The sequence below is a fragment of the Bradyrhizobium sp. FW305-F6 genome (assembly GCF_058782905.1).
On the sequence record NZ_JBYSYD010000002.1, the window covers coordinates 982,266 to 1,000,160 of the forward strand.

Genomic DNA, 17,895 nt, shown 5'->3' on the forward strand with positions numbered 1-17,895 from the left:
CGTGCGGAGCCTCGACGGATGAACGGCCACCGCCGGGCCGTCGCCCTTCGAGGGCCGCTGAAGAAGCGGCCGCCTCAGGATGACGGATAACTCAGCACGCGGCGCAGAGCCGCATCGCATTCTCCGACTAGGTCGCGCCTGCGCCAGGCCCTATAACCTCGCCCGAGAACCACACCGAGGGACCACATGTCTGAAGCTCAGATCACGGACTGGCTGGCGTCGCAGAAGCAGGCGATGATCGACCTGCTGCGCGACATCGTGAACATCGATTCCGGCTCCTACGACAAGGAAGGCGTCGATGCGGTCGGTGCGCGGTTCGAGCGGCATTTTGCCGAGCACGGCATCCCGTTCAGGCGCGAAAGCCACGACACGTTCGGCGACGCAATTCATGCCGAGGTGGCAAAGCCCGGCAGCAACGAGCCGCCGGTGCTGTTGATGGGGCATCGCGACACCGTGTTCGGCAAGGGTGAGGCCGGGCGGCGGCCGTTCACGATCCGGGACGGCCGCGCCTATGGACCCGGTGTCGCCGACATGAAGTCCGGCCTGGTCATGAACGTGTTCGTCGCGACCGCCTTCCACAAGTTCGGCGGCTCACCGCATCCGATCAAGGTGTTGATCACCTCGGACGAGGAGATCGGCTCGCCCTCCTCGCGGCCGGTGATCGAGCGCGAGGGACGCAGCGCGCGCGCCGTGTTCAATTCCGAGCCGGGCCGCCCCACGGGCAACGTCGTGACAGGACGCAAGGGCGGCATCTTCATGCACATGGCCATCACCGGCAAGGCGGCCCATTCCGGTGCCAACTTCGCCGCCGGCGTCAGCGCGATCGGCGAGCTCGCGCACAAGATCGTGCAGATCCACGCGCTGACCGATCTCGACAAGGGCATCACGCTCAATGTCGGCCTGGTCTCGGGCGGACAGTCCGTCAACACGACGGCGCCCTATGCCGAGGGCCAGATTGATCTGCGCTATGTCGATCCGGCCGATCGCGCGCGGATCATGGGCGCGATCGAGACTATCGTTGCGACGTCCTACGTGCCGGGCACCAATGCGACGCTGACGATCAAGGGCGAGTTCGTGCCGGTGGTGCAGAGCGAGAAGTCGAAGGCGCTGTTCGAGAGCTACCAGGCCGCCGCAAGAGACGTCGGCCTTACCACGCTCGAGGGCGAATTCTCCGGCGGCTGCGCCGATTCCGGCTTCACCGCCGCCGTGGGCACGCCGACCATCTGCGGCCTCGGGCCGGTCGGCGGTCTCGCGCACACCCCGGAGGAATATCTTGAGGTCGACAGCATCGTGCCGCGCGCACAGACGCTCGCGCTGGCGATTTTGCGGGGGTAGTCCCGCACTCCGCCGTCATGCCCGGGCTTGACCCGGGCATCCACGTCTCTCGTCGGTCGTGGCTATACGTGGATGGCCGGGTCAAGCTCGGCCATGACGAGGAGAGAGTGTCGTCACGAATAACTCGGCGCGTCGGGCTTGCGGAAGATGTGGATGGGGTCGCCCGGCACGATCGGCGATCCCGAGAATATCGCGTAGGCGTAGAGGGCGAGATAGGCGATCGCGAGCGCGCCGATGGCGTAGAAGGCCCAGGTCGCGACGCGCTTCATCGTTCCGCTCCGTTGCCGTCCCGGCGGGACAGCCCTGGCCGCTTCTAGAGCGATGTGGCGGAAAAGGCCAGCCTCTGCACCGATAGGCCGGGCGATCAGGTGCCGCGGCGGCTTCGTCCGGGAACGCTGACCTCCGCGAGCCTTGCCGCGTCTTCGTCCTGGTCGACCGCCAGATATTGGCCGTGCCAATAGGCCAGCGCGGCGGTGCGGGCCGAGCTCCTGATGGTCCTGACGCGACCGATGACGATGCCGTGGGAATGCCGCTCCACGATCTCCTCGACCTCGCAGTCGAACGCCGAGAGCGCGCCGACCAGCAGCGGAACGCCCGAGGTGGCCGTCACCCACTGGCTGCCCGCAAAGCGATCGGCGCCTTTCAGCCCGCCCTTACCGGCAAAGCGTTCGGCGACATCGAGCTGGTCGGCATTCAGGATATTCACGCCGAAGGCGCCGTTGCGGCGGATCAGCGGAAACGAGGAGGCGTCGCGGTTGATGCTGACCAGCAGCGTCGGCGGCTCGACCGACAGCGAGGTGACCGAGGTCACCGTCATGCCGGTGATGTCCTTGCCCCGCCCGGCGGTGATGACGCTGACGCCGCCGGTGAGATGGCGCATGGCGCCGCGAAAATCGGCGGACGAGACGGGGATTTCGGTCATGAGATCGCGGGGCACTACATTCATGGCATTGCTCCCCGAAACGGGGATTCCCTCATATTTAGGTACGATCGTCTGCCGACAAAAGGTGGCTCAGGATCGAGCCTTCGAGGGCCGCAAGCTCGGCCGATCCGCGCTGGCGCGGCCGGGCGGCGTTGACCGTGACGTCATGGGCAATGCGCCCCTCGTCGATCACCAGCACGCGATCCGCCAGCGCGACCGCCTCGGAGACATCGTGGGTGACCAGGATCGCGGTAAAGCCCTGATCGCGCCAGACCCGCTCCAGGAGGCGCTGCATCGAGATGCGCGTCAGCGCATCCAGCGCGCCGAGCGGCTCGTCGAAGGCAAGCACGCGCGGGCGTGAGACCAGCGCACGGCCGAGCGCGACGCGCTGCTTCTGGCCGCCCGACAGCACCGCCGGCCATTGGTCGCGCTTTTCGGCAAGGCCGACCTCGATCAACGCCTTCTCGGCGCGGTCATGCGCATCCTTGGAAGCACGATCGCGGCCGAGCCCGACCTCGACATTGGCGAGCACGCGCGCCCAGGGCAAGAGCCGCGGCTCCTGAAACATCACGCGGATATCCTCGGGCTGAATATCCTGGCCGAAGCCGATGCTGCCGGCATCGATCTTGTCGAGGCCGGCGATCAGGCGCAGCAGTGTGCTCTTGCCGCAGCCGCTTTTGCCGACGATCGCAACGAACTGGCCGGCGGGGATGTGCAGGTCGATGCCGCGCAGCACCTCGTTGTCGCCGAAGGACTTTCGCAAGCCGCGGATGCTGAGCGGCAGGCCGCTGGCCTGCACCGGACGATCCTCGCGCACCACGCGGGCGTGAGGCGCGAAATTAGCGCGGCTGGCGAGCTCGGTCTCGGGAAGAGAAGTACGAAGCGCTGTCTGCATGTGATTCCCGGTATGTCTCAACGTTTTTGGAAGGCGGGGTGCCAGGAGAGGGTCAAGCGCTCCAGCACGCGGGAGGCGCTGTCGGCGAGCTTGCCCAGCAGGGCGTAGATCAGGATCGAGAGCACGACGACGTCGATCAGCATGAACTCGCGCGCCTGCATCGCCATGTAGCCTAGCCCTGAGGACGCGGCGATGGTCTCGGCGACGATCAGGGTCAACCACATGATGCCGAGCGCGAAGCGGATGCCGACGAAGATCGAAGGCAGCGCACCCGGAAAGATGACGCGGCGGAACAGCTCGCCGTCGGTCATGCCGTAGATGCGGCCCATCTCGATCAGCTGCGGATCGACCGTGCGGATGCCGTGCAGCGTGTTGAGATAGATCGGGAAGAACACGCCCAGCGCCACCAGGAACAGTTTTGCGCTCTCGTCAATGCCGAACCAGAGGATGACCAGCGGGATCAGCGCCAGATGCGGCACGTTGCGCACCATCTGCAGCGTGGTGTCGGTGAGCCTGGCCGACAGCTGCGACAGGCCGTTGGCAAGACCGAAAGCGAAGCCGATGCCGCCCCCGATCAGGAAGCCGATCGAAGCGCGCCAGAACGAGACCCAGATGTTGCGGACGAGCTCGCCGGAGAGCAGCAGCTTCCAGCCCGCGAGTACGACATCGCTCGGGGCCGGCAGCACCCGGGTCGGCACGAAGCCGGTGACGCTCGCGACCTGCCAGATCGCGATGATGGCGAACGGCACGATCCACTGGATCAGGCCGTCGACGCGCGGCAGGCGGAAGCTGCGTGGAAGCGAAATGCTGTCGATCACGCTCATGACTGCGACACCCGGTGCTGCGGACGGAAATCGCTGCCGACCGTCTCGCCGAACGGACCGCCGCTGAAATGCAACTTCCTCACGTTGGAAGGCTGCTCCAGCGCGAGCAGCGGGAAGACCAGCTCGGCGAAGCGGTAGGCTTCCTCCAGATGCGGGTAGCCCGACATGATGAAGGTATCGATGCCGAGGTCCTGATACTCCTTGATGCGGGCCGCGACGGTCTCGGCGTCGCCGACCAGCGCGGTGCCGGCGCCGCCGCGCACGAGGCCGACGCCGGCCCAGAGGTTGGGCGCGATCTCGAGCTTGTCGCGCCTGCCGCCATGAAGCTGCGCCATGCGCTGCTGGCCGACCGAGTCCATGCGGGCGAAGTTCTTCTGCGCCAGCGCGATGGTGTCGTCGCTGACATGCTTGATCAGCTCGTTCGCGGCACGCCAGGCTTCGTCATTGGTCTCGCGAACGATCACGTGCAGACGAATGCCGAAGGAGAGCTTTCTGCCGCGCGCTGCCGCGACCTCCCTCACCTTCGCGATCTTCTCGGCAACCAGCGCCGGCGGCTCGCCCCAGGTGAGATATTTGTCGACGGTGTCGACCGCGACGTCGATGCCCGCATCGGACGAGCCGCCGAAATACAACGGCGGCCGCGGCGACTGCACCGGAGGAAACAGCAGTTTGCCGCCCTCGACATGGATGTGCTTGCCTTCGGCGTTCACCGTCTTGCCGGCGAGCAGATCGCTGTAGACGTTCAGGAACTCGCGGGTGACCTCGTAGCGCTCGTCATGGCCGAGGAAGATGCCGTCGCCCTTGTTCTCGACGGGATCGCCGCCGGTGACGACGTTGACGAGGAGCCGGCCATTGCTGATGCGATCCAGTGTCGCCGTCATGCGCGCGGCGACGCTGGGCGATTGCAGGCCCGGGCGGACCGCCACGAGATAGCGCAGCCGCTCGGTGAAGGGCGCGACACTGGAGGCGACGATCCAGGAATCCTCACACGACCGGCCGGTCGGCAGGAGCACGCCGAAATAGCCGAGCTGGTCGGCGGCCTGCGCGATCTGGCGCAGATAGTTGAAATTGACCTCGCGGCCGCCGATCCCGGTGCCGAGATAGCGGCCGTCGCCGTGCGTCGGCATGAACCAGAGGATGTTGGCGTTGGGTTGCTTGCTCATCGATGTGCCCCTAGCCGTAAGTCGTGCCGACGGCGGCGGCGACGATGCCGATCGAGAGCACGATGGCCGCGATCAGACGCTGGATGATACGTCTCATGTTCAAACCCTTGTGGATGGGAAGATTGGTCGGCACGGTCAGGCTGCCGGGTTGCGCCAGACGATGTCGCGGATCTGAATCGGCTTCGGGATCAGGCCGAGCTTGTAGAAGCGGTCGGCGACGCCCTGCTGGGTCGTGACGATCTCGTCGGTGACGGGGCCGACCACGAAGTTCGCGCGATTGGCCGCGAGGGTCTGGATGTCCAAGGGAACGCCGGTGATCGCGGCGAGCGATCTGGCGACCTCGTCGCGGTGCTGCTCGGCCCATTGGCCCGCCGCAGTCGTCACGTCGACGATCTGTTGCAGGATGGCGCCATGGTTCTTCGCGAACTCGCGGTTGGCGATGTAGAAGGAATTGGTCTTGGTGACCTCGTGCGAGTTGATCAGGATGCGGCCGTTCTGCTTGGTCTCGCCGATCGCGAAATAGGGATCCCAGATCGCCCAGGCCTCGATGCTGCCGTTGGCGAAGGCGGGGCCTGCGTCCGGCGGCGTCAGATAGACCGGCGTGATGTCGGCATAGGTGAGTCCGGCCTTCTCCAGCGTCTGCACCACGACGTTGTGCGCGCTGGAGCCCTTGGTGAAGCCGATGCGCTTGCCCTTGAGATCGGCGATGCCGCGGATCGGCGAATCCTTGGGCACCAGGATGCCCTGGCCGTTGGTGATGGGCTGGCCGGCAGCATAGACGATCGCGGCTCCCGCGGCCTGCGCGAACACTGGCGGGGAATCGCCGACGGCGCCGAAATCGACGCTGCCGACGTTCATGGCTTCCATCATCGGCGGGCCCGAGGAGAACTCGATCCATTTCACCTCGATGCCGCGCGGGGTGAAATGTTTTTCCAAGGCGGCCTGCTGACGCGTGATGACCAGCACGCCTGTCTTCTGATACCCGATACGAATTTCCTTCACCGCCGCGCCTTGCGCAATGGCGGGCGAAGCGAGCGCAGCGGCGGCGGCAGTTCCAACCGAAAGCTTCAGAAAGTCCCGACGCTGCATACGACACTCCCGGCCGCGCGCGGCCATCACCATCCGTCTTCGGGAATGATGGTGCGGGTCAGCAGAGGTGTCGAGACGTCCGGGAAAATAGCGATGCCAGCACTGCCGTGCATGCTGCGCGCGTGATTAATCTTTCATGCGGCGAAGCGTATAAGGATGGAATTTTTCTGCACGCGAATGTGACCATCGCGGGCTCGTAACAAGAAATGCGAAAACAACCCCATGCACAGTAGCCGGGGCGTGCAAGAACAATGACTTACGATTTATCCGAAATATGTTTGACCCGTCGGGCAAAACAGGGGCAGAATGGCATCGCAAAGGTGGATCGGGGGCTCACCGGCCTAGCGCCACCTCACCGGCAGATTCTGCAAGCCCCGGAATGCCCAGCCGCCGAGCCGCACCTCTTCGTCATCGGCGATCTCCAGTCTGGCGCGCGCGAACACCGTCGGCAGCGCGACGTCGGCGATCATGGCGCGCGAGGCGAAGGCCCCCGCGCAGAAATGCGGGCCGGCGCCGAAGGCGACGCTCTTGGAGGTGTCGCGGCGCACGTCGAACTGGTCTGCGCGCTCGAAATGTTTCTCATCGCGATTGGCGGAGCCGAACATCAGGAACACGCGCTCGTCCGTCTCGAACGACACGTCGCGGATCGTCCAGGGCTTTGCGATGCGCCGCGGCGACATGCCGATCGGCGAGATCCAGCGGGCGTATTCCTCGAAGGCCTGGAGCCAGGACACCTCGCCGCGCCTGACAAGATCGAGCTGATCGGGATGGGTCAGCAGCGCCCAGACCGTGCCGGCGATCGCCTTGCGCGGCTCGTTCTGGCCGCCCGAGATCGCGAGCTTGACGTTGGCGCGCACGCTCTCCATCGCCATGCCGGAGGCGAGCAGCACGCCGAGGATGCTCTGGTCCGGGCGCTTGCGCATTACCGGCAGGATATCGTCGATCGCGGCGTCGATGCCGGAGGTCGCCGCATGGCAGCGAGCCTCGACGGCGGGATCGCCGGCATAATTGGCGATGCCCTCGATCATGCCTTGCGACCACGCATCCATGTCCTGAAAGCCGATATTGGTGAGGCCGGTGATCGACTTCAGGCATTCGCCGGAGAACGGCAGCGCGAAGTCGCGCATGAAATCGATCCGGCCGGGCCCGAGGCGATCGAGGATGCGATCCGCATGAGCCTGGAACTGCGCGGTCCAATGCGCCTTCACCGTCTTCGGCGACACGGTCGGAAACATCGCGCGGCGCTCGGCCAGATGCGCCTCGCCGTCCTTGCGCATCATGTTGTGGCCCATCAGCCGGTTCATCAGACCGGCGGGCTGGTGCGAGGAGAACACGTCGATCTGCTTCTCGGAGACCGAGATGTCGTCGCGGCTGGTGAGCAGCGTCGAGCCGAGCTGCGGCACGAAGGCGATCGGCGCCTCCTTGCGCATCGTCGCGAGCATCGGATAGGGGTCGGCCCAGAACGCGGCCGGGTCGATGTCGATGCGCGGCGCGGTGCTCAAGGCGGTCTCCCCGGGGGTTTGTGTGCTTCAGGGCAGACTAGCGAACTCCGCGCCCGGCGTCTGTCCCCAGCGATGGGGACGAAGGCACCAGAGCAGTCATTCGGTCGTCAGGTTTGCGGGGCAGAGCGGCAAGGAAGTCCTCGCGGCGCACAACCCTGACAGCTGCCGGGACCTGGAGATCGTCGCCCGCCGGCTTGGAAATTTGCGGTGGCGACCGGTTTCTGTACACTCGGCCTGCAAATCCAACACAGGATGGTCATGGCCACACTGCTCATCGTTGGCGCGACGGGGCTGGTCGGCGGCCGCGCAATGGAGCTCGCTCTGGCGGACCCTCGCATCACGCGCATCGTCGCGCCGACACGGCGTGCGCTGCCGCCCCTGGAAAAGGTGGTCAATCCTCGGCTCGATGATCTGCTTGCCGGTGCCGGCGGTGAAGAATGGCAAGCCGACGGCGCGATCTGCGCGCTCGGAACGACGCGGGCGACGGCGGGGTCGGCAGCGGCGTTTCGAGCGGTCGATTACGAGCTGGTGCTGCTCGTAGCGCGGCGACTGCGCGAGGCCGGGGTTGGTCGGTTTGCGCTGGTGTCGTCCCTGGGCGCCAGCCCGCGATCCTTGTTTCTCTACACGCGGACAAAGGGCGAGGTGGAGCAGGCGATCGGGGCGCTCGCTTTCCCGTCCCTGACGATCCTGCGGCCGGGCTTCCTGGACGGCGAACGCGCCGAAAGCAGGCCAGTCCAGCAAGCGGTGCGGATTGTCCTGGGCCTCGTATCCCCCCTGTTGCCGCGGGTTGCGCGTGCCAGTTCGGTGACCAACGTGGCCCGCCAACTCATCGAGGCGTCTGTTGCCGGCGAACCAGGAACGCACGTCATAGGAGCCGCGCAACTGGCGGAGGGTGGCAGCTGACACCGCCGATCCCGGCGCTGCTGACGATTCGCCGAGGCGACGACCCGCCCCCTGGAGCTACCGGACCTCGGCAACCTTCGGTCCGGACGCCGGCATCTGCGCGTTGGTTGCCGCGGGCCGGTTCGGCGGCGCTGCCGGGTCCGGCGATCGGGACGCGGCGTCCGGCGGCGTTCCCGGGGATGGTTTGCGGGCAGCGGCACTCGGAAGCACGATCACTTTCGCGCCGACCTTCACCCGCTCGTAGAGGTCGACGACGTCGTCATTGGTCAGCCGGATACATCCCGACGACACCCGCTTGCCGATCGTATCGGGTTTGTTGGTGCCGTGAATCCGGTATTCGGTTTCGCCCAGATACATCGCCCGCGCGCCCAGCGGGTTGCCGGGACCGCCGGCCATGAACCGCGGCAGGTAGGGCTGACGCGAAACCATCTCCACGGGCGGGCGCCAATCCGGCCATTCTGCCTTGCGCGCCACCGTCTGCTCGCCGGCCCACGCGAAACCTTCGCGGCCGACGCCGATGCCGTAGCGCATCGCCTGCCGCTCGTTCAGGACCAAATAAAGAAACGTGTTTCCGGTATCGATGATGACGGTGCCCGGGGCCTGGCGGCTGGCATAGTCGACCACCTGCCGGACCAATGCTCCCGGCGCATCAGCGTCGGCCTTCGGCGGTTCGGCCAGCGGCGCCGGGGCCGGAATCGGAGCCGGCGCAGGCGCGGAGGCATGAACCGGAGGTGCCACGTAGACCGGAGTTGAAGACGCTTGGGCCTGGGACGCGGGCGGCTTCCGGGCCGGCACGCTGGCCGGACGGGACAGCAAGCCGTACCCCAATGCGGCGACGGCCACGACGCCAATTCCAACGCGCGCGGCCATCGGGAGGGCGATGGTCTCTGCCTTGCCACGTTTGGCCCGCTTCTTCATCGCTTTCCCCGGGGTCACCATGCCCAAGACAGGTATCGAGCAAGTTTTAAGAAACTTCGAAGCGATGCGGCCGAGACCGGAACCGTTCCGTGTGGTTAACGCCGGGCTCTTGCTCGGCATCATGCAAGACCGCCGCCTGCTGATTTCAGATCAGCCCGCCGCCACCGGCGTCACCCCAGTTTGGCACCCGCTTTGAATCCGGCGCAGATCGTGCGCACAACGTTGCGCGCCATCTTCTCGCTGGGGAGATTGGCCGCGACGGCGGTTGCCACGTGAGCGGGATGGACGAACACGGTCACCGCGTCCCGCACCACACCGGCGGCGGCCTCGACATCATCGACTCGGATTTCACCGCGCTTTTTTGCATCAGCCAGGATGCGGCCGACCAGGGCGGTCATCGCTTTCGAATACGCCGCGATGATTTCCGGCCGCTCCTCCACGATGCGGCGATACAGGCCGTAAACCTCTGCATCGTCAGCAAACCGCTCGCGCTTGCGGGCATGTAACGCAATCACCATGCCCTCCAGGCGCTCTGCGAAGGATCCTTTCGCCTCTACGAATTTTTTCGCCATCTCTTCCTCGTCGCGCATCATCTCGACGACAAGGGCGTCGAAGATGTCTGCCTTGGATCGAAAGTGGCGATAGATGGTGGTGTGCGACGTGCCAAGGGCACGCGCGATGTCGACCACGTTGGTCTTTGCCTCGCCATGCCGACGCACCTGGGCTCGGGCGGCCTCGAGGATCTGCTCTCGGAAGGAATTGTCGTCGGAAGGGGGACTTGAGGGCATATCGACCTGCGTTTCCCGGCAAGGGGTACAGCAAAGCCGCCTTGCCTTCAAATACGAACAAAATATGAATTATGTTCGTTGACTTTTGAACGCGCCCGCGACATGATCGGGCACCGTTCAGCCCGAGAGGTTCGTCATGAATGATCTCCTGAAACCATCCGAACAGGCCCGACTTGCGCTCGTGACCGGCGGCTCCGGCTTTGTCGGGGGACGTTTGATCTCGCACCTTCTCGCCCGGGGCTGGCAGGTGCGGGCGCTGGCTAGAGCTGCTTCGAGCGAGGCGCAAGTCAAAGTGCTCGGAGCGATGCCGGTTCGTGGCGCGCTCGACGACGAGCAGGCGCTGCGAACGGCGATGCAAGGCTGCGAAATCGTGTTTCACGCTGCTGCGCACTTCAAGCTTTGGGGCAAGCAAGAGCTTTTCGATCGGACCAATGTCGAGGGCACGCGTGCCGTCGTGAACGCGGCGGCGGCGTCGCCCAGCGTGCGCCGCGTGGTCGCGGTCAGCGCAGCGGCGGTGGTCATGGGCGATCCCGAGCCGATGCTGGATGCCGACGAGAGTCTTCCGTTACAAGTCCGCGCCTTCTCGCCCTACGCCTCATCGAAAGCTGAAGGCGAACGCATCTTGCTGGCCGCCAACGGCGTCCGCCCGGGCCTGGAGACGATCGCGCTGCGGCCCCCCTTCATCTGGGGAGGCAAGATGCCGACGCTCGATCACATGGTGGACACGGTGAAGGCTGGGCGGTGGCAATGGGTCGCTGGAGGCACGCAGGCCATGTCGAGCTGTCATGTCGACAATCTGTGCACCGCGCTGGTCCTCGCCGCAGACCGGGGCCGCGGCGGCCAGGCGTATTTCGTCGCAGACGCGGAGCAGAGCACCCTCAAGAGCTTCATCTCGTCGCTGCTCGCCACCCGCGGGATAAGCCCGCCGGACAAGTCCGTCCCGTTCGCCATGGCGTGGACCATGGCCGGCCTCATGTCAGCGGCGTGGCGTCTTCTGCGCCTCAGCGGCGAGCCGCCAATCACGCGCCAGATGCTGCGCCTCATCGGCAAGCCGTTCACGATCAGCACCCGCAAGGCGCAGGACGAACTGGCCTACGCACCGCAAATCACGATGAGAGAGGGACTTGCCGCGATGCGGCAGCCTGATGCCGACTTCGCCGGTCTGGCTGACCATTGGGGAGACCGGCGCGCAGTCGCCGTCTCGTGACGGCGAACGTCATGCCGGCCGGATGTGTGGTCGCTTTGCTCGGTGTCGCGGACTTGCCGACCCTCTCGTTCCAGGGCCGTCGCATATGGGAGCGATCTCGCCTGTGGCCATTCTTCGAGACGCCTGCCGTGGGCGGGCCCTCAGGATGAGGACCGAGTGCGTGGCGCTCGTTTCAGCAGGCTCCGATGCCGCTTAGCCTCATCTTGAGGGCCCGCCGGAGGCGGGCGTCTCGAAGGAGGAGGCTCGCACGAAGCACCATATGCGATGGCCCTGCCTCTAGTTCACTCCGCCAGGCCCCGAGAGCAGCCGCAGCACGATTGCGAACAATTCGTTCTGCGAGGAGATGCCGAGCCGCTCATAGGCGCGCTTGCGGTAGGTCAGGGTCGAATGCAGGCCGATGCCGAGTTCGCGCGAGATCGCTTCGGAGTTATAGCCTGCGAGGATGCGGCGGCAGACCTCCTGCTCGCGCGGCGTCAGCGCGGAGAGCGGCGCGTGCGTTGCGAACAGCGCCGCAACATCGGTTGTCGGCTCCTTGCGAAAATGGCGCGCGACGCTGGCAGCGATCGCCGGTGCGATCGTCCCGAGGCGCTCGCGCTGCGCGGCGCCGAAGCGGCCCTGCGACATGATGCGGTAGAAATTGACGTAGAAGCAGGTGTCGTCCACCCAGATCGCGGCCGCGCATTTGTCGACGATGCCGGAATCGCGGAAGAAGATCTTTCGATAGCGCGCGCCGTACATGCGCGGCGCGAAGGCCGGCAGCATGATCGGCGCACGGCCCTCGCCTTCGAACAGCGCCTCACGGTTGGGATCGGATTCGTGAAACTGGCCGGCATAGGCCGCGCCGAGATCGCCGCCGATCGGAATGTTGCCGGCATCGAGCAGGCAACGTGCCGCACCCGTCCGACTCAGCGCGAACACCATGCAATGACCGACACCGGCCTGCTGGCGCAGCGTGTCGATCAGGACGTCAGGGAAATCCGGGCGGCCGATGGCGAGCACCGCGGACGTGACGTCGCTGGCCGCCAGATCTGAACCTGCCCCATTTGACTGCATCCTCGCCTCCGTCTTCTTCTTCAACGTGGGCGACCTCAGGCCGAAATCACCTTGTCCAGGTCACCTTGTCCAGGTCACCTTGTCCAGGTCACCTCGTCCAGGTCACCTCGTCCAGTTCACCTTGCCGCCACCCCCGTGCATCTGTCTCCGCAAGCAGCCGCGACTTCAGGAGGAGGGCTACGCTTCGTCACAATTTCAAGTGCAGACAACAAATTGCTCTGCTTGACGCCGAGCGCCGCGATCGAGATGTAGGGAGCGACGGGTTTGCCCAGGAGGGCATACAGAGCCGCGTTTGCTTCCGCCACACCCAGGTCATAAGGCATTTGTGCACCGATGGCGTGTATTTGGCCGCGAGCGACATAGAGCGCACTATCGGGCCCGAGATCGTTCGTCGTCACGACGATGTCCTCGCGACCCAGCGCCTGCGCAGCCGCAATCGCCTGCATTGCAGGATCAGCCCACACGGCAAAGATGCCTTTGATGGTCGGGCGCGCCGTCAGCATCGCGATGGTCTTGTGATAGACTTCGCTAGGCTGGGTGAACTTCTCGACTACCGCGAGCCGAACGTCCGGGTGGGAGGTCAATGTCCGCTCGAAGCCACGGCGACGCGCCGCAATCGAGTAGTAGGAGTCGTAACTGTAGGTGATCAGCGCGACCTCTCCACGGCCACCGATCGCCTTCAGGAGCTCCTCAGTCGCAAAAGCCGCATTCTGCTCGTTGTCGGACGCAACCACCGTGACATAGTCCTTCCCCGGTTGCAGTCCGTGAGGCACGTTATCCATGAAGATGAGCTTGATCCCGGCCTCGCCGACGCGCCGATAGGCCTGCGCCTGCGTGGCTGGATCGATCGGGACCGAAAACAGGACGTGAACCTTCTGGTCGGCCAAGGCCCGCAGCTGCGCCGATTGCCGCGCTGGATCCTGAGCCGCATCCGTCACGGCCACGACCTCCACCCCGTATTTGCCCAGGGTGTCGGAGATTGCCTGGACCTGCAGCGAATTCCAAGGCGTATCCAGCGCCTGCATCGCGATGGCGGCACGGTAGCGCCCGTTGCGCAGCTTTGTCAGCTCCTCTGCCGTGAAGACCGGCGGCAGGGGTGGCGTGGCAGGAGCTCCCTCGGGAAAACCGACGACCGGTTGCCCTTTCGCCGAGAGCGGCAGGGGTCCGGTCTGGTCATCCCCGGCAAGGCTCGGCCGGCCCTCCGATAGCACTGCGGCGGCCAACGCCGCGGCCAGCCAGAGCGCTCCCCCCTTACTCATCGGCCCGCTCCGTGCGAGGAATTCGCGGCAACGTGGAACCATCGGACGGTAGCAGGGTTCCATGTTTCTCAAAAGGGTTCCGGGGCAAGCGTGAGTCCATCGAAACAGAGCCTTTTCTGGCCGCTGCGGCTGATCGCCGTTCTGAGCCTCGCATTGCCCGCGGGGGTTCTGGCATTTTCCATTTGGCAGGATTGGCAGTCAATACACGAACAGGCGCGGGAGCGCATCCAGAGCTCGCTCGACGTGCTTCACGAGCAGACCCAGAAGTCGCTGCAAACCGTCGAGCGCTCGATCTCGGAAACCAATGAAGTGCTCCGCGGCATGTCCGACGAGGCGATCCGCGCCTCGGAATCGGCGCTGTATCTCAGGCTCAAGCGCACCCAGCAGGCCTTGCCGCAGATCGAGTCCATTTGGGCCTTCGACAAGAACGGGCATCCCCTGGTATCCAGCACGATCCTGCCCGTCCCGAGAGATCTGAACAACTCCGACCGAAGCTACTTCCAAGCGCAGCTGAATTCGTTCGACACCTATATCAGCGAGGTGCTCCGCGCCCGCGTCGGGACGCAGCGGTTCTTCGTCGTCAGCGGCCGACGCACAAGCGATCCGGCCGCCGGCTTCCAGGGCGTGATCGGCATAACCGTCACTCCCGACAGTTTCTCGGAATTTTATCGGAAGCTCTCGCGGGGACGGGACGCATTCGGCCTCGTTCGCTCCGATGGAACGGTGCTGGCCCGCTTTCCCGAGGGCCGTATCGAAGACATCCGGGGACCGAACGACCTCTCACGCGCCATGGAGAAGCAGCCGACCGCAGGCTTGCTGGAGATGCAATCGCCGCTGGATTTGCTGGAAAGGATCGTTGGTTATCAAAAAGTGCGCGGCTACGAGATCTATGTGGTGGCCGGCATCGAAAAGGCCGCGCTCCGCGCCGAGTTCTGGCGCGACACATTGCTGCGGCTTGCGGTCGGCATTCCGATCGCGCTGAGCCTGCTGGCGCTGTCACTCTATGCACTGCGGCGCGCCGAAAGCTATCGGGATGAGGTGGTCCGGCGCGAAGCCGCGGAAGCTGCGCTGAAGCAAGGTCAGCGGCTGGAGGCACTCGGCCAGCTCACGGGAGGGGTCGCGCACGACTTCAACAACCTGCTCATGGTCATCCAGGGCAGCGCGCACAGGATCAAGCGCACTCTGTCCGCGGACGCGCGGCTGGCAAGATCGTTTCAGGCGATCGAGGAGGCGGTGAACCGGGGAAGCACGCTAACGCGGCAGCTGCTGTCCTTCTCGCGCCGGCAGCCCCAGGATCCCGTGGTCGTGGACCTCAAGTTCAGGCTTCCCCAGATGCAGGAGATGCTTCAGGCGAGCCTTCGCGGCGACATCGTCGTGCGAACCGAAATCTCCCCCGAACTCGGACGGTGCAAGATCGACGTCAACGAGCTCGAGCTGGCCCTGCTCAATCTGGCAGTTAACGCGCGCGACGCCATGTCCGACGGCGGCCAGCTGATCATAGGAGCCAGGAACGTCGGCGCCTCCGAAGCTCCGCCGGGCCTGTCCGGTGAGTACGTCGCGATCGCCGTTCAGGACACCGGTTGCGGTATCCCGGACGAGATTCTCGATCGGGTGTTCGAGCCCTTCTTCACGACGAAGGAGGTGGGACGGGGAACAGGACTTGGCCTTTCGCAGGTCTATGGATTTGCCCGACAGTCCGGCGGGACGGCGATCGTCGAGAGCCAGCAAGGCCGCGGCACGCGCGTGACCATCTATCTTCCGAGGACCTTCGACGAGAGCGCTTCGGCCAGTCCTGCCGAGGCAGCGGAAGAACTGCGGTTCACCGGAAAAGTATTGCTGGTGGAGGACAACCGCGACGTCTGGGAAGTGACGCGCGGCCTGCTCGAGGATCTCGGGTTCAGCGTCGACCTGCTCAGTGACGCGGAGAGCGCGCTGAGGCATCTGCAGACGTCGGACCAGGCCTACCGCTTCCTCCTCTCCGACATCGTGATGCCGGGCCCCATGAACGGACTCGAGCTCGCGCGCAGAGTTCGGGAATTGCCGGGCACGAGCCTTCCGATCATACTTGCCACCGGCTATAGCGCGCAGGCGCAGGCTGCGTCCGACGAAGGCTTCGTGCTCCTGCGCAAGCCTTACGGCGTCCTCGAAATCAGGAAGGCGGCGGCAACAGTTCTGGCCGACCGCGGTACGGCAAGAGTCGCATGAGCCGCGGTTCGGGATCGAACCTCTCGATCAGCGTGCCGAGCCAGCCCTGCGAATCCAGCTTTCAAGCGCCACGGCGGCTTCCGCTTCGGGGGCCTTGCGCAGCAGCAGATCGCGGTCGTGCCCCGGCGCCCTCTCCTGCGCGCTGGACTTGGCCGGGGTGGCGGACGCAAGCAGGCGTTCGCGTGACGGTCACGTCACGTCGGGGATTGTCGAAGCGGGCGGTGAATTCTCTCTCGGCGCTGGTGCTCCCGGTGCCCTGCAGCCGCCACGTCATCAGATCCTTGCCGTTATTCGCATCGAAAAGCCGGCAGCTCTCCTAACAGGAATTGAATAAAGCAACTTGCTCGCGACAACGAGCACGAAGCCTTTATGCACGACACGGCCCCCTCCAACGGCGCGACCATTGACGCGCCAGCCGGACGCCGTTGTGCGGCCGGACTCGCGACCTGGCGTTGCGTTAAATCAAGTGAACAGGTTGCGCCCCTGAATCGGCGCGTCGGCCAGGCAACGAGAAATATAAGTGCGAGCCCTACCCGGCGCGCGCGACATCGATCGCGAGCTTGCCGTAGCGGTCGGTGAAGGCCTCGGTGTCGATCTCCTCCAGCTCGATCTCGCCGTTCATCACGCCGCGTTTCCATTCGGCCTGAGCCGGATCGTTCTGGAACTCCGGCATCACCTCGCGGCCGAACAGCTCGAGCGATTCGCAGATATGCTCGTGACTGTTCTTGCCGGCCTGGTTGAGCAGGATGACCTGGTCGATATGCGAGGACTGGAAGCGCTTCAGCTTCTTCCGGATCGTCTCGGGCGAGCCGATCAGGCCGCCGCGCAAGGCCGCCTCCTGGGCTTGCGGATTGTCACGCTTCCACTTGTTGTACTCGTCCCACATGTTGACGGTGTAGGGCGCGGGACGCTGGCGGTTCTGCGCGGCGCCATAGAAGCGGAGCGCGAACTGGAAGAAGGTAGCGCCGTCGGCGCGGGCACGCGCCTCCTCGTCGGTCTTGGCGCACATGAAGAACGAGACCAGCGCCATGTTCGGGTTGATCTCGTAATCGGCGAGCTTGTGCAGCCGCTTGGTCATCGCGTTGTAATAGGCGTGCACCCAGGCGTGCGCGGCATCGGCGCTGACGAACTGGAAGCCGAGCGCGCCGAAGCCGTGGCGGCCGGCGCGCTCGATGGTCGGCAGCTGCGAGCACGCCATCCACAACGGCGGATGCGGCTTCTGCACCGGCTTCGGCACGACGTTGCGCAAGGGGATGTCGAAATACTTGCCGTGGTGCTCGCTTCCGGCGTCCCTGAACATCGGAAAGATCGCAGCGACGGCCTCCTCGAACACCTCCTTCTTGGTCTCCATGTCACGGCCGAACGGCTCCAGCTCGGTGATGGAGGCGCTCTCGCCCATGCCGAATTCGCAGCGGCCGTTCGAGAGCAAGTCGAGCACCGCGACACGCTCGGCGACCCGCGCCGGATGATTGGTGGTGAGCTGGAGGATGCCGTGGCCGAGCCGGATGTTCTGCGTGCGCTGGCTTGCAGCTGCCAGGAAGGATTCCGGCGAAGGCGAATGCGAATATTCCTCGAGGAAGTGATGCTCGACCACCCAGGCATGATCGTAGCCGAGCTTGTCGGCGAGCTCCATCTGAGAGAGCGCGTTCTGGTAGAGCCTGAGCTCGTCACCCGCTACCCAAGGCCGTGGCAGCTGCAACTCGTAGAAGATGCCGAACTTCATGGCGTCGTTCTCCCGCATTCTTTTTGTTAGTCGCATCTTAATGCGTGAGGCGGCGCTGTCTACGGAGCGCTGATTCCGCCACGCGGAAGGATCTTACCGGCGGTCAGCA

At 65.2% G+C, this 17,895-nt stretch carries 17 protein-coding genes; 4 read left to right on the plus strand and 13 right to left on the minus strand.

Annotated features, from left to right (window positions below):
- Positions 1 to 186 precede the first annotated feature (186 nt).
- Entirely contained in the window at positions 187 to 1,335 is a 1,149-nt protein-coding gene (locus tag AC3WLX_RS15950) for a M20 family metallopeptidase (protein WP_492336658.1), read from the plus strand.
- Positions 1,336 to 1,448: 113 nt separating this feature from the next.
- Here the strand turns inward: AC3WLX_RS15950 and AC3WLX_RS15955 are convergent, their stop codons facing one another.
- The 8 genes from AC3WLX_RS15955 to AC3WLX_RS15990 all read right to left on the minus strand — a co-directional run bounded on the left by AC3WLX_RS15955 (position 1,449) and on the right by AC3WLX_RS15990 (position 7,730).
- Positions 1,449 to 1,604: a hypothetical protein gene (locus tag AC3WLX_RS15955; RefSeq protein WP_492336659.1), complete on the minus strand. Its 156-nt coding sequence runs from the start codon at positions 1,602 to 1,604 to the stop codon at positions 1,449 to 1,451.
- Positions 1,605 to 1,699: 95 nt separating this feature from the next.
- A complete protein-coding gene (locus tag AC3WLX_RS15960) occupies positions 1,700 to 2,281 on the minus strand; it encodes a flavin reductase family protein (protein ID WP_492336660.1) in 582 nt (193 codons plus the stop codon).
- Between the two features lie 34 nt (positions 2,282 to 2,315).
- Positions 2,316 to 3,152 (minus strand): ATP-binding cassette domain-containing protein, encoded by an 837-nt coding sequence (locus AC3WLX_RS15965; protein ID WP_492336661.1) that lies wholly within the window; start codon positions 3,150 to 3,152, stop codon positions 2,316 to 2,318.
- Between the two features lie 17 nt (positions 3,153 to 3,169).
- Positions 3,170 to 3,976 carry an aliphatic sulfonate ABC transporter permease SsuC gene (gene ssuC, locus AC3WLX_RS15970; RefSeq protein ID WP_492336662.1) on the minus strand — a complete coding sequence of 269 codons (807 nt, stop codon included), beginning with the start codon at positions 3,974 to 3,976 and terminating at the stop codon, positions 3,170 to 3,172.
- The gene (ssuD, locus tag AC3WLX_RS15975; protein ID WP_492336663.1) at positions 3,973 to 5,139 is read right to left on the minus strand and encodes an FMNH2-dependent alkanesulfonate monooxygenase; all 1,167 of its coding nucleotides are present in this window, start codon (positions 5,137 to 5,139) and stop codon (positions 3,973 to 3,975) included. The genes ssuC and ssuD overlap by 4 nt, the downstream gene beginning before the upstream one ends.
- A 10-nt stretch (positions 5,140 to 5,149) precedes the next feature.
- Positions 5,150 to 5,272 carry a hypothetical protein gene (locus AC3WLX_RS15980; RefSeq protein WP_291627728.1) on the minus strand — a complete coding sequence of 41 codons (123 nt, stop codon included), beginning with the start codon at positions 5,270 to 5,272 and terminating at the stop codon, positions 5,150 to 5,152.
- Between the two features lie 2 nt (positions 5,273 to 5,274).
- The gene (locus AC3WLX_RS15985) at positions 5,275 to 6,228 is read right to left on the minus strand and encodes a sulfonate ABC transporter substrate-binding protein (protein ID WP_492336664.1); all 954 of its coding nucleotides are present in this window, start codon (positions 6,226 to 6,228) and stop codon (positions 5,275 to 5,277) included.
- A 341-nt stretch (positions 6,229 to 6,569) separates the two neighbouring features.
- Positions 6,570 to 7,730, minus strand: a complete 1,161-nt coding sequence (locus AC3WLX_RS15990) for a cytochrome P450 (RefSeq protein WP_492336665.1) — start codon at positions 7,728 to 7,730, stop codon at positions 6,570 to 6,572.
- A 258-nt stretch (positions 7,731 to 7,988) separates the two neighbouring features.
- Here AC3WLX_RS15990 and AC3WLX_RS15995 point away from each other — a divergent pair, with 258 nt between their 5' ends.
- Complete coding sequence (locus AC3WLX_RS15995) at positions 7,989 to 8,633, plus strand: Rossmann-fold NAD(P)-binding domain-containing protein (RefSeq protein WP_492336666.1); 645 nt, start codon at positions 7,989 to 7,991, stop codon at positions 8,631 to 8,633.
- A gap of 57 nt (positions 8,634 to 8,690) precedes the next feature.
- On the opposite strand, the gene AC3WLX_RS16000 is transcribed toward AC3WLX_RS15995, so the two are convergent.
- Positions 8,691 to 9,551, minus strand: coding sequence for a L,D-transpeptidase (locus tag AC3WLX_RS16000; RefSeq protein WP_492337301.1), 861 nt, complete (start codon positions 9,549 to 9,551; stop codon positions 8,691 to 8,693).
- Positions 9,552 to 9,721: 170 nt separating this feature from the next.
- Positions 9,722 to 10,339: a TetR/AcrR family transcriptional regulator gene (locus tag AC3WLX_RS16005; RefSeq protein ID WP_492336667.1), complete on the minus strand. Its 618-nt coding sequence runs from the start codon at positions 10,337 to 10,339 to the stop codon at positions 9,722 to 9,724.
- A 181-nt stretch (positions 10,340 to 10,520) separates the two neighbouring features.
- Between AC3WLX_RS16005 and AC3WLX_RS16010 the strand changes: the two genes are divergently transcribed.
- Complete coding sequence (locus AC3WLX_RS16010) at positions 10,521 to 11,546, plus strand: NAD-dependent epimerase/dehydratase family protein (RefSeq protein WP_492336668.1); 1,026 nt, start codon at positions 10,521 to 10,523, stop codon at positions 11,544 to 11,546.
- Between the two features lie 276 nt (positions 11,547 to 11,822).
- On the opposite strand, the gene AC3WLX_RS16015 is transcribed toward AC3WLX_RS16010, so the two are convergent.
- A complete protein-coding gene (locus AC3WLX_RS16015; RefSeq protein ID WP_492336669.1) occupies positions 11,823 to 12,599 on the minus strand; it encodes a helix-turn-helix transcriptional regulator in 777 nt (258 codons plus the stop codon).
- Between the two features lie 116 nt (positions 12,600 to 12,715).
- Positions 12,716 to 13,858, minus strand: a complete 1,143-nt coding sequence (locus tag AC3WLX_RS16020; RefSeq protein ID WP_492336670.1) for a substrate-binding domain-containing protein — start codon at positions 13,856 to 13,858, stop codon at positions 12,716 to 12,718.
- A gap of 90 nt (positions 13,859 to 13,948) precedes the next feature.
- Between AC3WLX_RS16020 and AC3WLX_RS16025 the strand changes: the two genes are divergently transcribed.
- Positions 13,949 to 16,063 (plus strand): ATP-binding protein, encoded by a 2,115-nt coding sequence (locus tag AC3WLX_RS16025; protein WP_492336671.1) that lies wholly within the window; start codon positions 13,949 to 13,951, stop codon positions 16,061 to 16,063.
- 529 nt (positions 16,064 to 16,592) lie between these two features.
- Here AC3WLX_RS16025 and AC3WLX_RS16030 read toward each other — a convergent pair.
- Positions 16,593 to 17,786, minus strand: coding sequence for an LLM class flavin-dependent oxidoreductase (locus AC3WLX_RS16030; protein WP_291624184.1), 1,194 nt, complete (start codon positions 17,784 to 17,786; stop codon positions 16,593 to 16,595).
- Between the last annotated feature and the right edge of the window lie 109 nt (positions 17,787 to 17,895).

Bases quoted from the DNA above. Each gene is read 5' to 3' on its own strand.
- AC3WLX_RS16015 (WP_492336669.1), bottom strand. From the start codon at position 12,599: ATGCAGTCAAATGGGGCAGGTTCAGATCTGGCGGCCAGCGACGTCACG.
- AC3WLX_RS15955 (WP_492336659.1), bottom strand. From the start codon at position 1,604: ATGAAGCGCGTCGCGACCTGGGCCTTCTACGCCATCGGCGCGCTCGCG.
- AC3WLX_RS16005 (WP_492336667.1), bottom strand. From the start codon at position 10,339: ATGCCCTCAAGTCCCCCTTCCGACGACAATTCCTTCCGAGAGCAGATC.
- AC3WLX_RS15960 (WP_492336660.1), bottom strand. From the start codon at position 2,281: ATGAATGTAGTGCCCCGCGATCTCATGACCGAAATCCCCGTCTCGTCC.
- AC3WLX_RS16000 (WP_492337301.1), bottom strand. From the start codon at position 9,551: ATGAAGAAGCGGGCCAAACGTGGCAAGGCAGAGACCATCGCCCTCCCG.
- AC3WLX_RS16020 (WP_492336670.1), bottom strand. From the start codon at position 13,858: ATGAGTAAGGGGGGAGCGCTCTGGCTGGCCGCGGCGTTGGCCGCCGCA.
- AC3WLX_RS16030 (WP_291624184.1), bottom strand. From the start codon at position 17,786: ATGAAGTTCGGCATCTTCTACGAGTTGCAGCTGCCACGGCCTTGGGTA.
- AC3WLX_RS15985 (WP_492336664.1), bottom strand. From the start codon at position 6,228: ATGCAGCGTCGGGACTTTCTGAAGCTTTCGGTTGGAACTGCCGCCGCC.
- ssuC (WP_492336662.1), bottom strand. From the start codon at position 3,976: ATGAGCGTGATCGACAGCATTTCGCTTCCACGCAGCTTCCGCCTGCCG.
- AC3WLX_RS15995 (WP_492336666.1), top strand. From the start codon at position 7,989: ATGGCCACACTGCTCATCGTTGGCGCGACGGGGCTGGTCGGCGGCCGC.
- AC3WLX_RS15965 (WP_492336661.1), bottom strand. From the start codon at position 3,152: ATGCAGACAGCGCTTCGTACTTCTCTTCCCGAGACCGAGCTCGCCAGC.
- AC3WLX_RS15950 (WP_492336658.1), top strand. From the start codon at position 187: ATGTCTGAAGCTCAGATCACGGACTGGCTGGCGTCGCAGAAGCAGGCG.
- ssuD (WP_492336663.1), bottom strand. From the start codon at position 5,139: ATGAGCAAGCAACCCAACGCCAACATCCTCTGGTTCATGCCGACGCAC.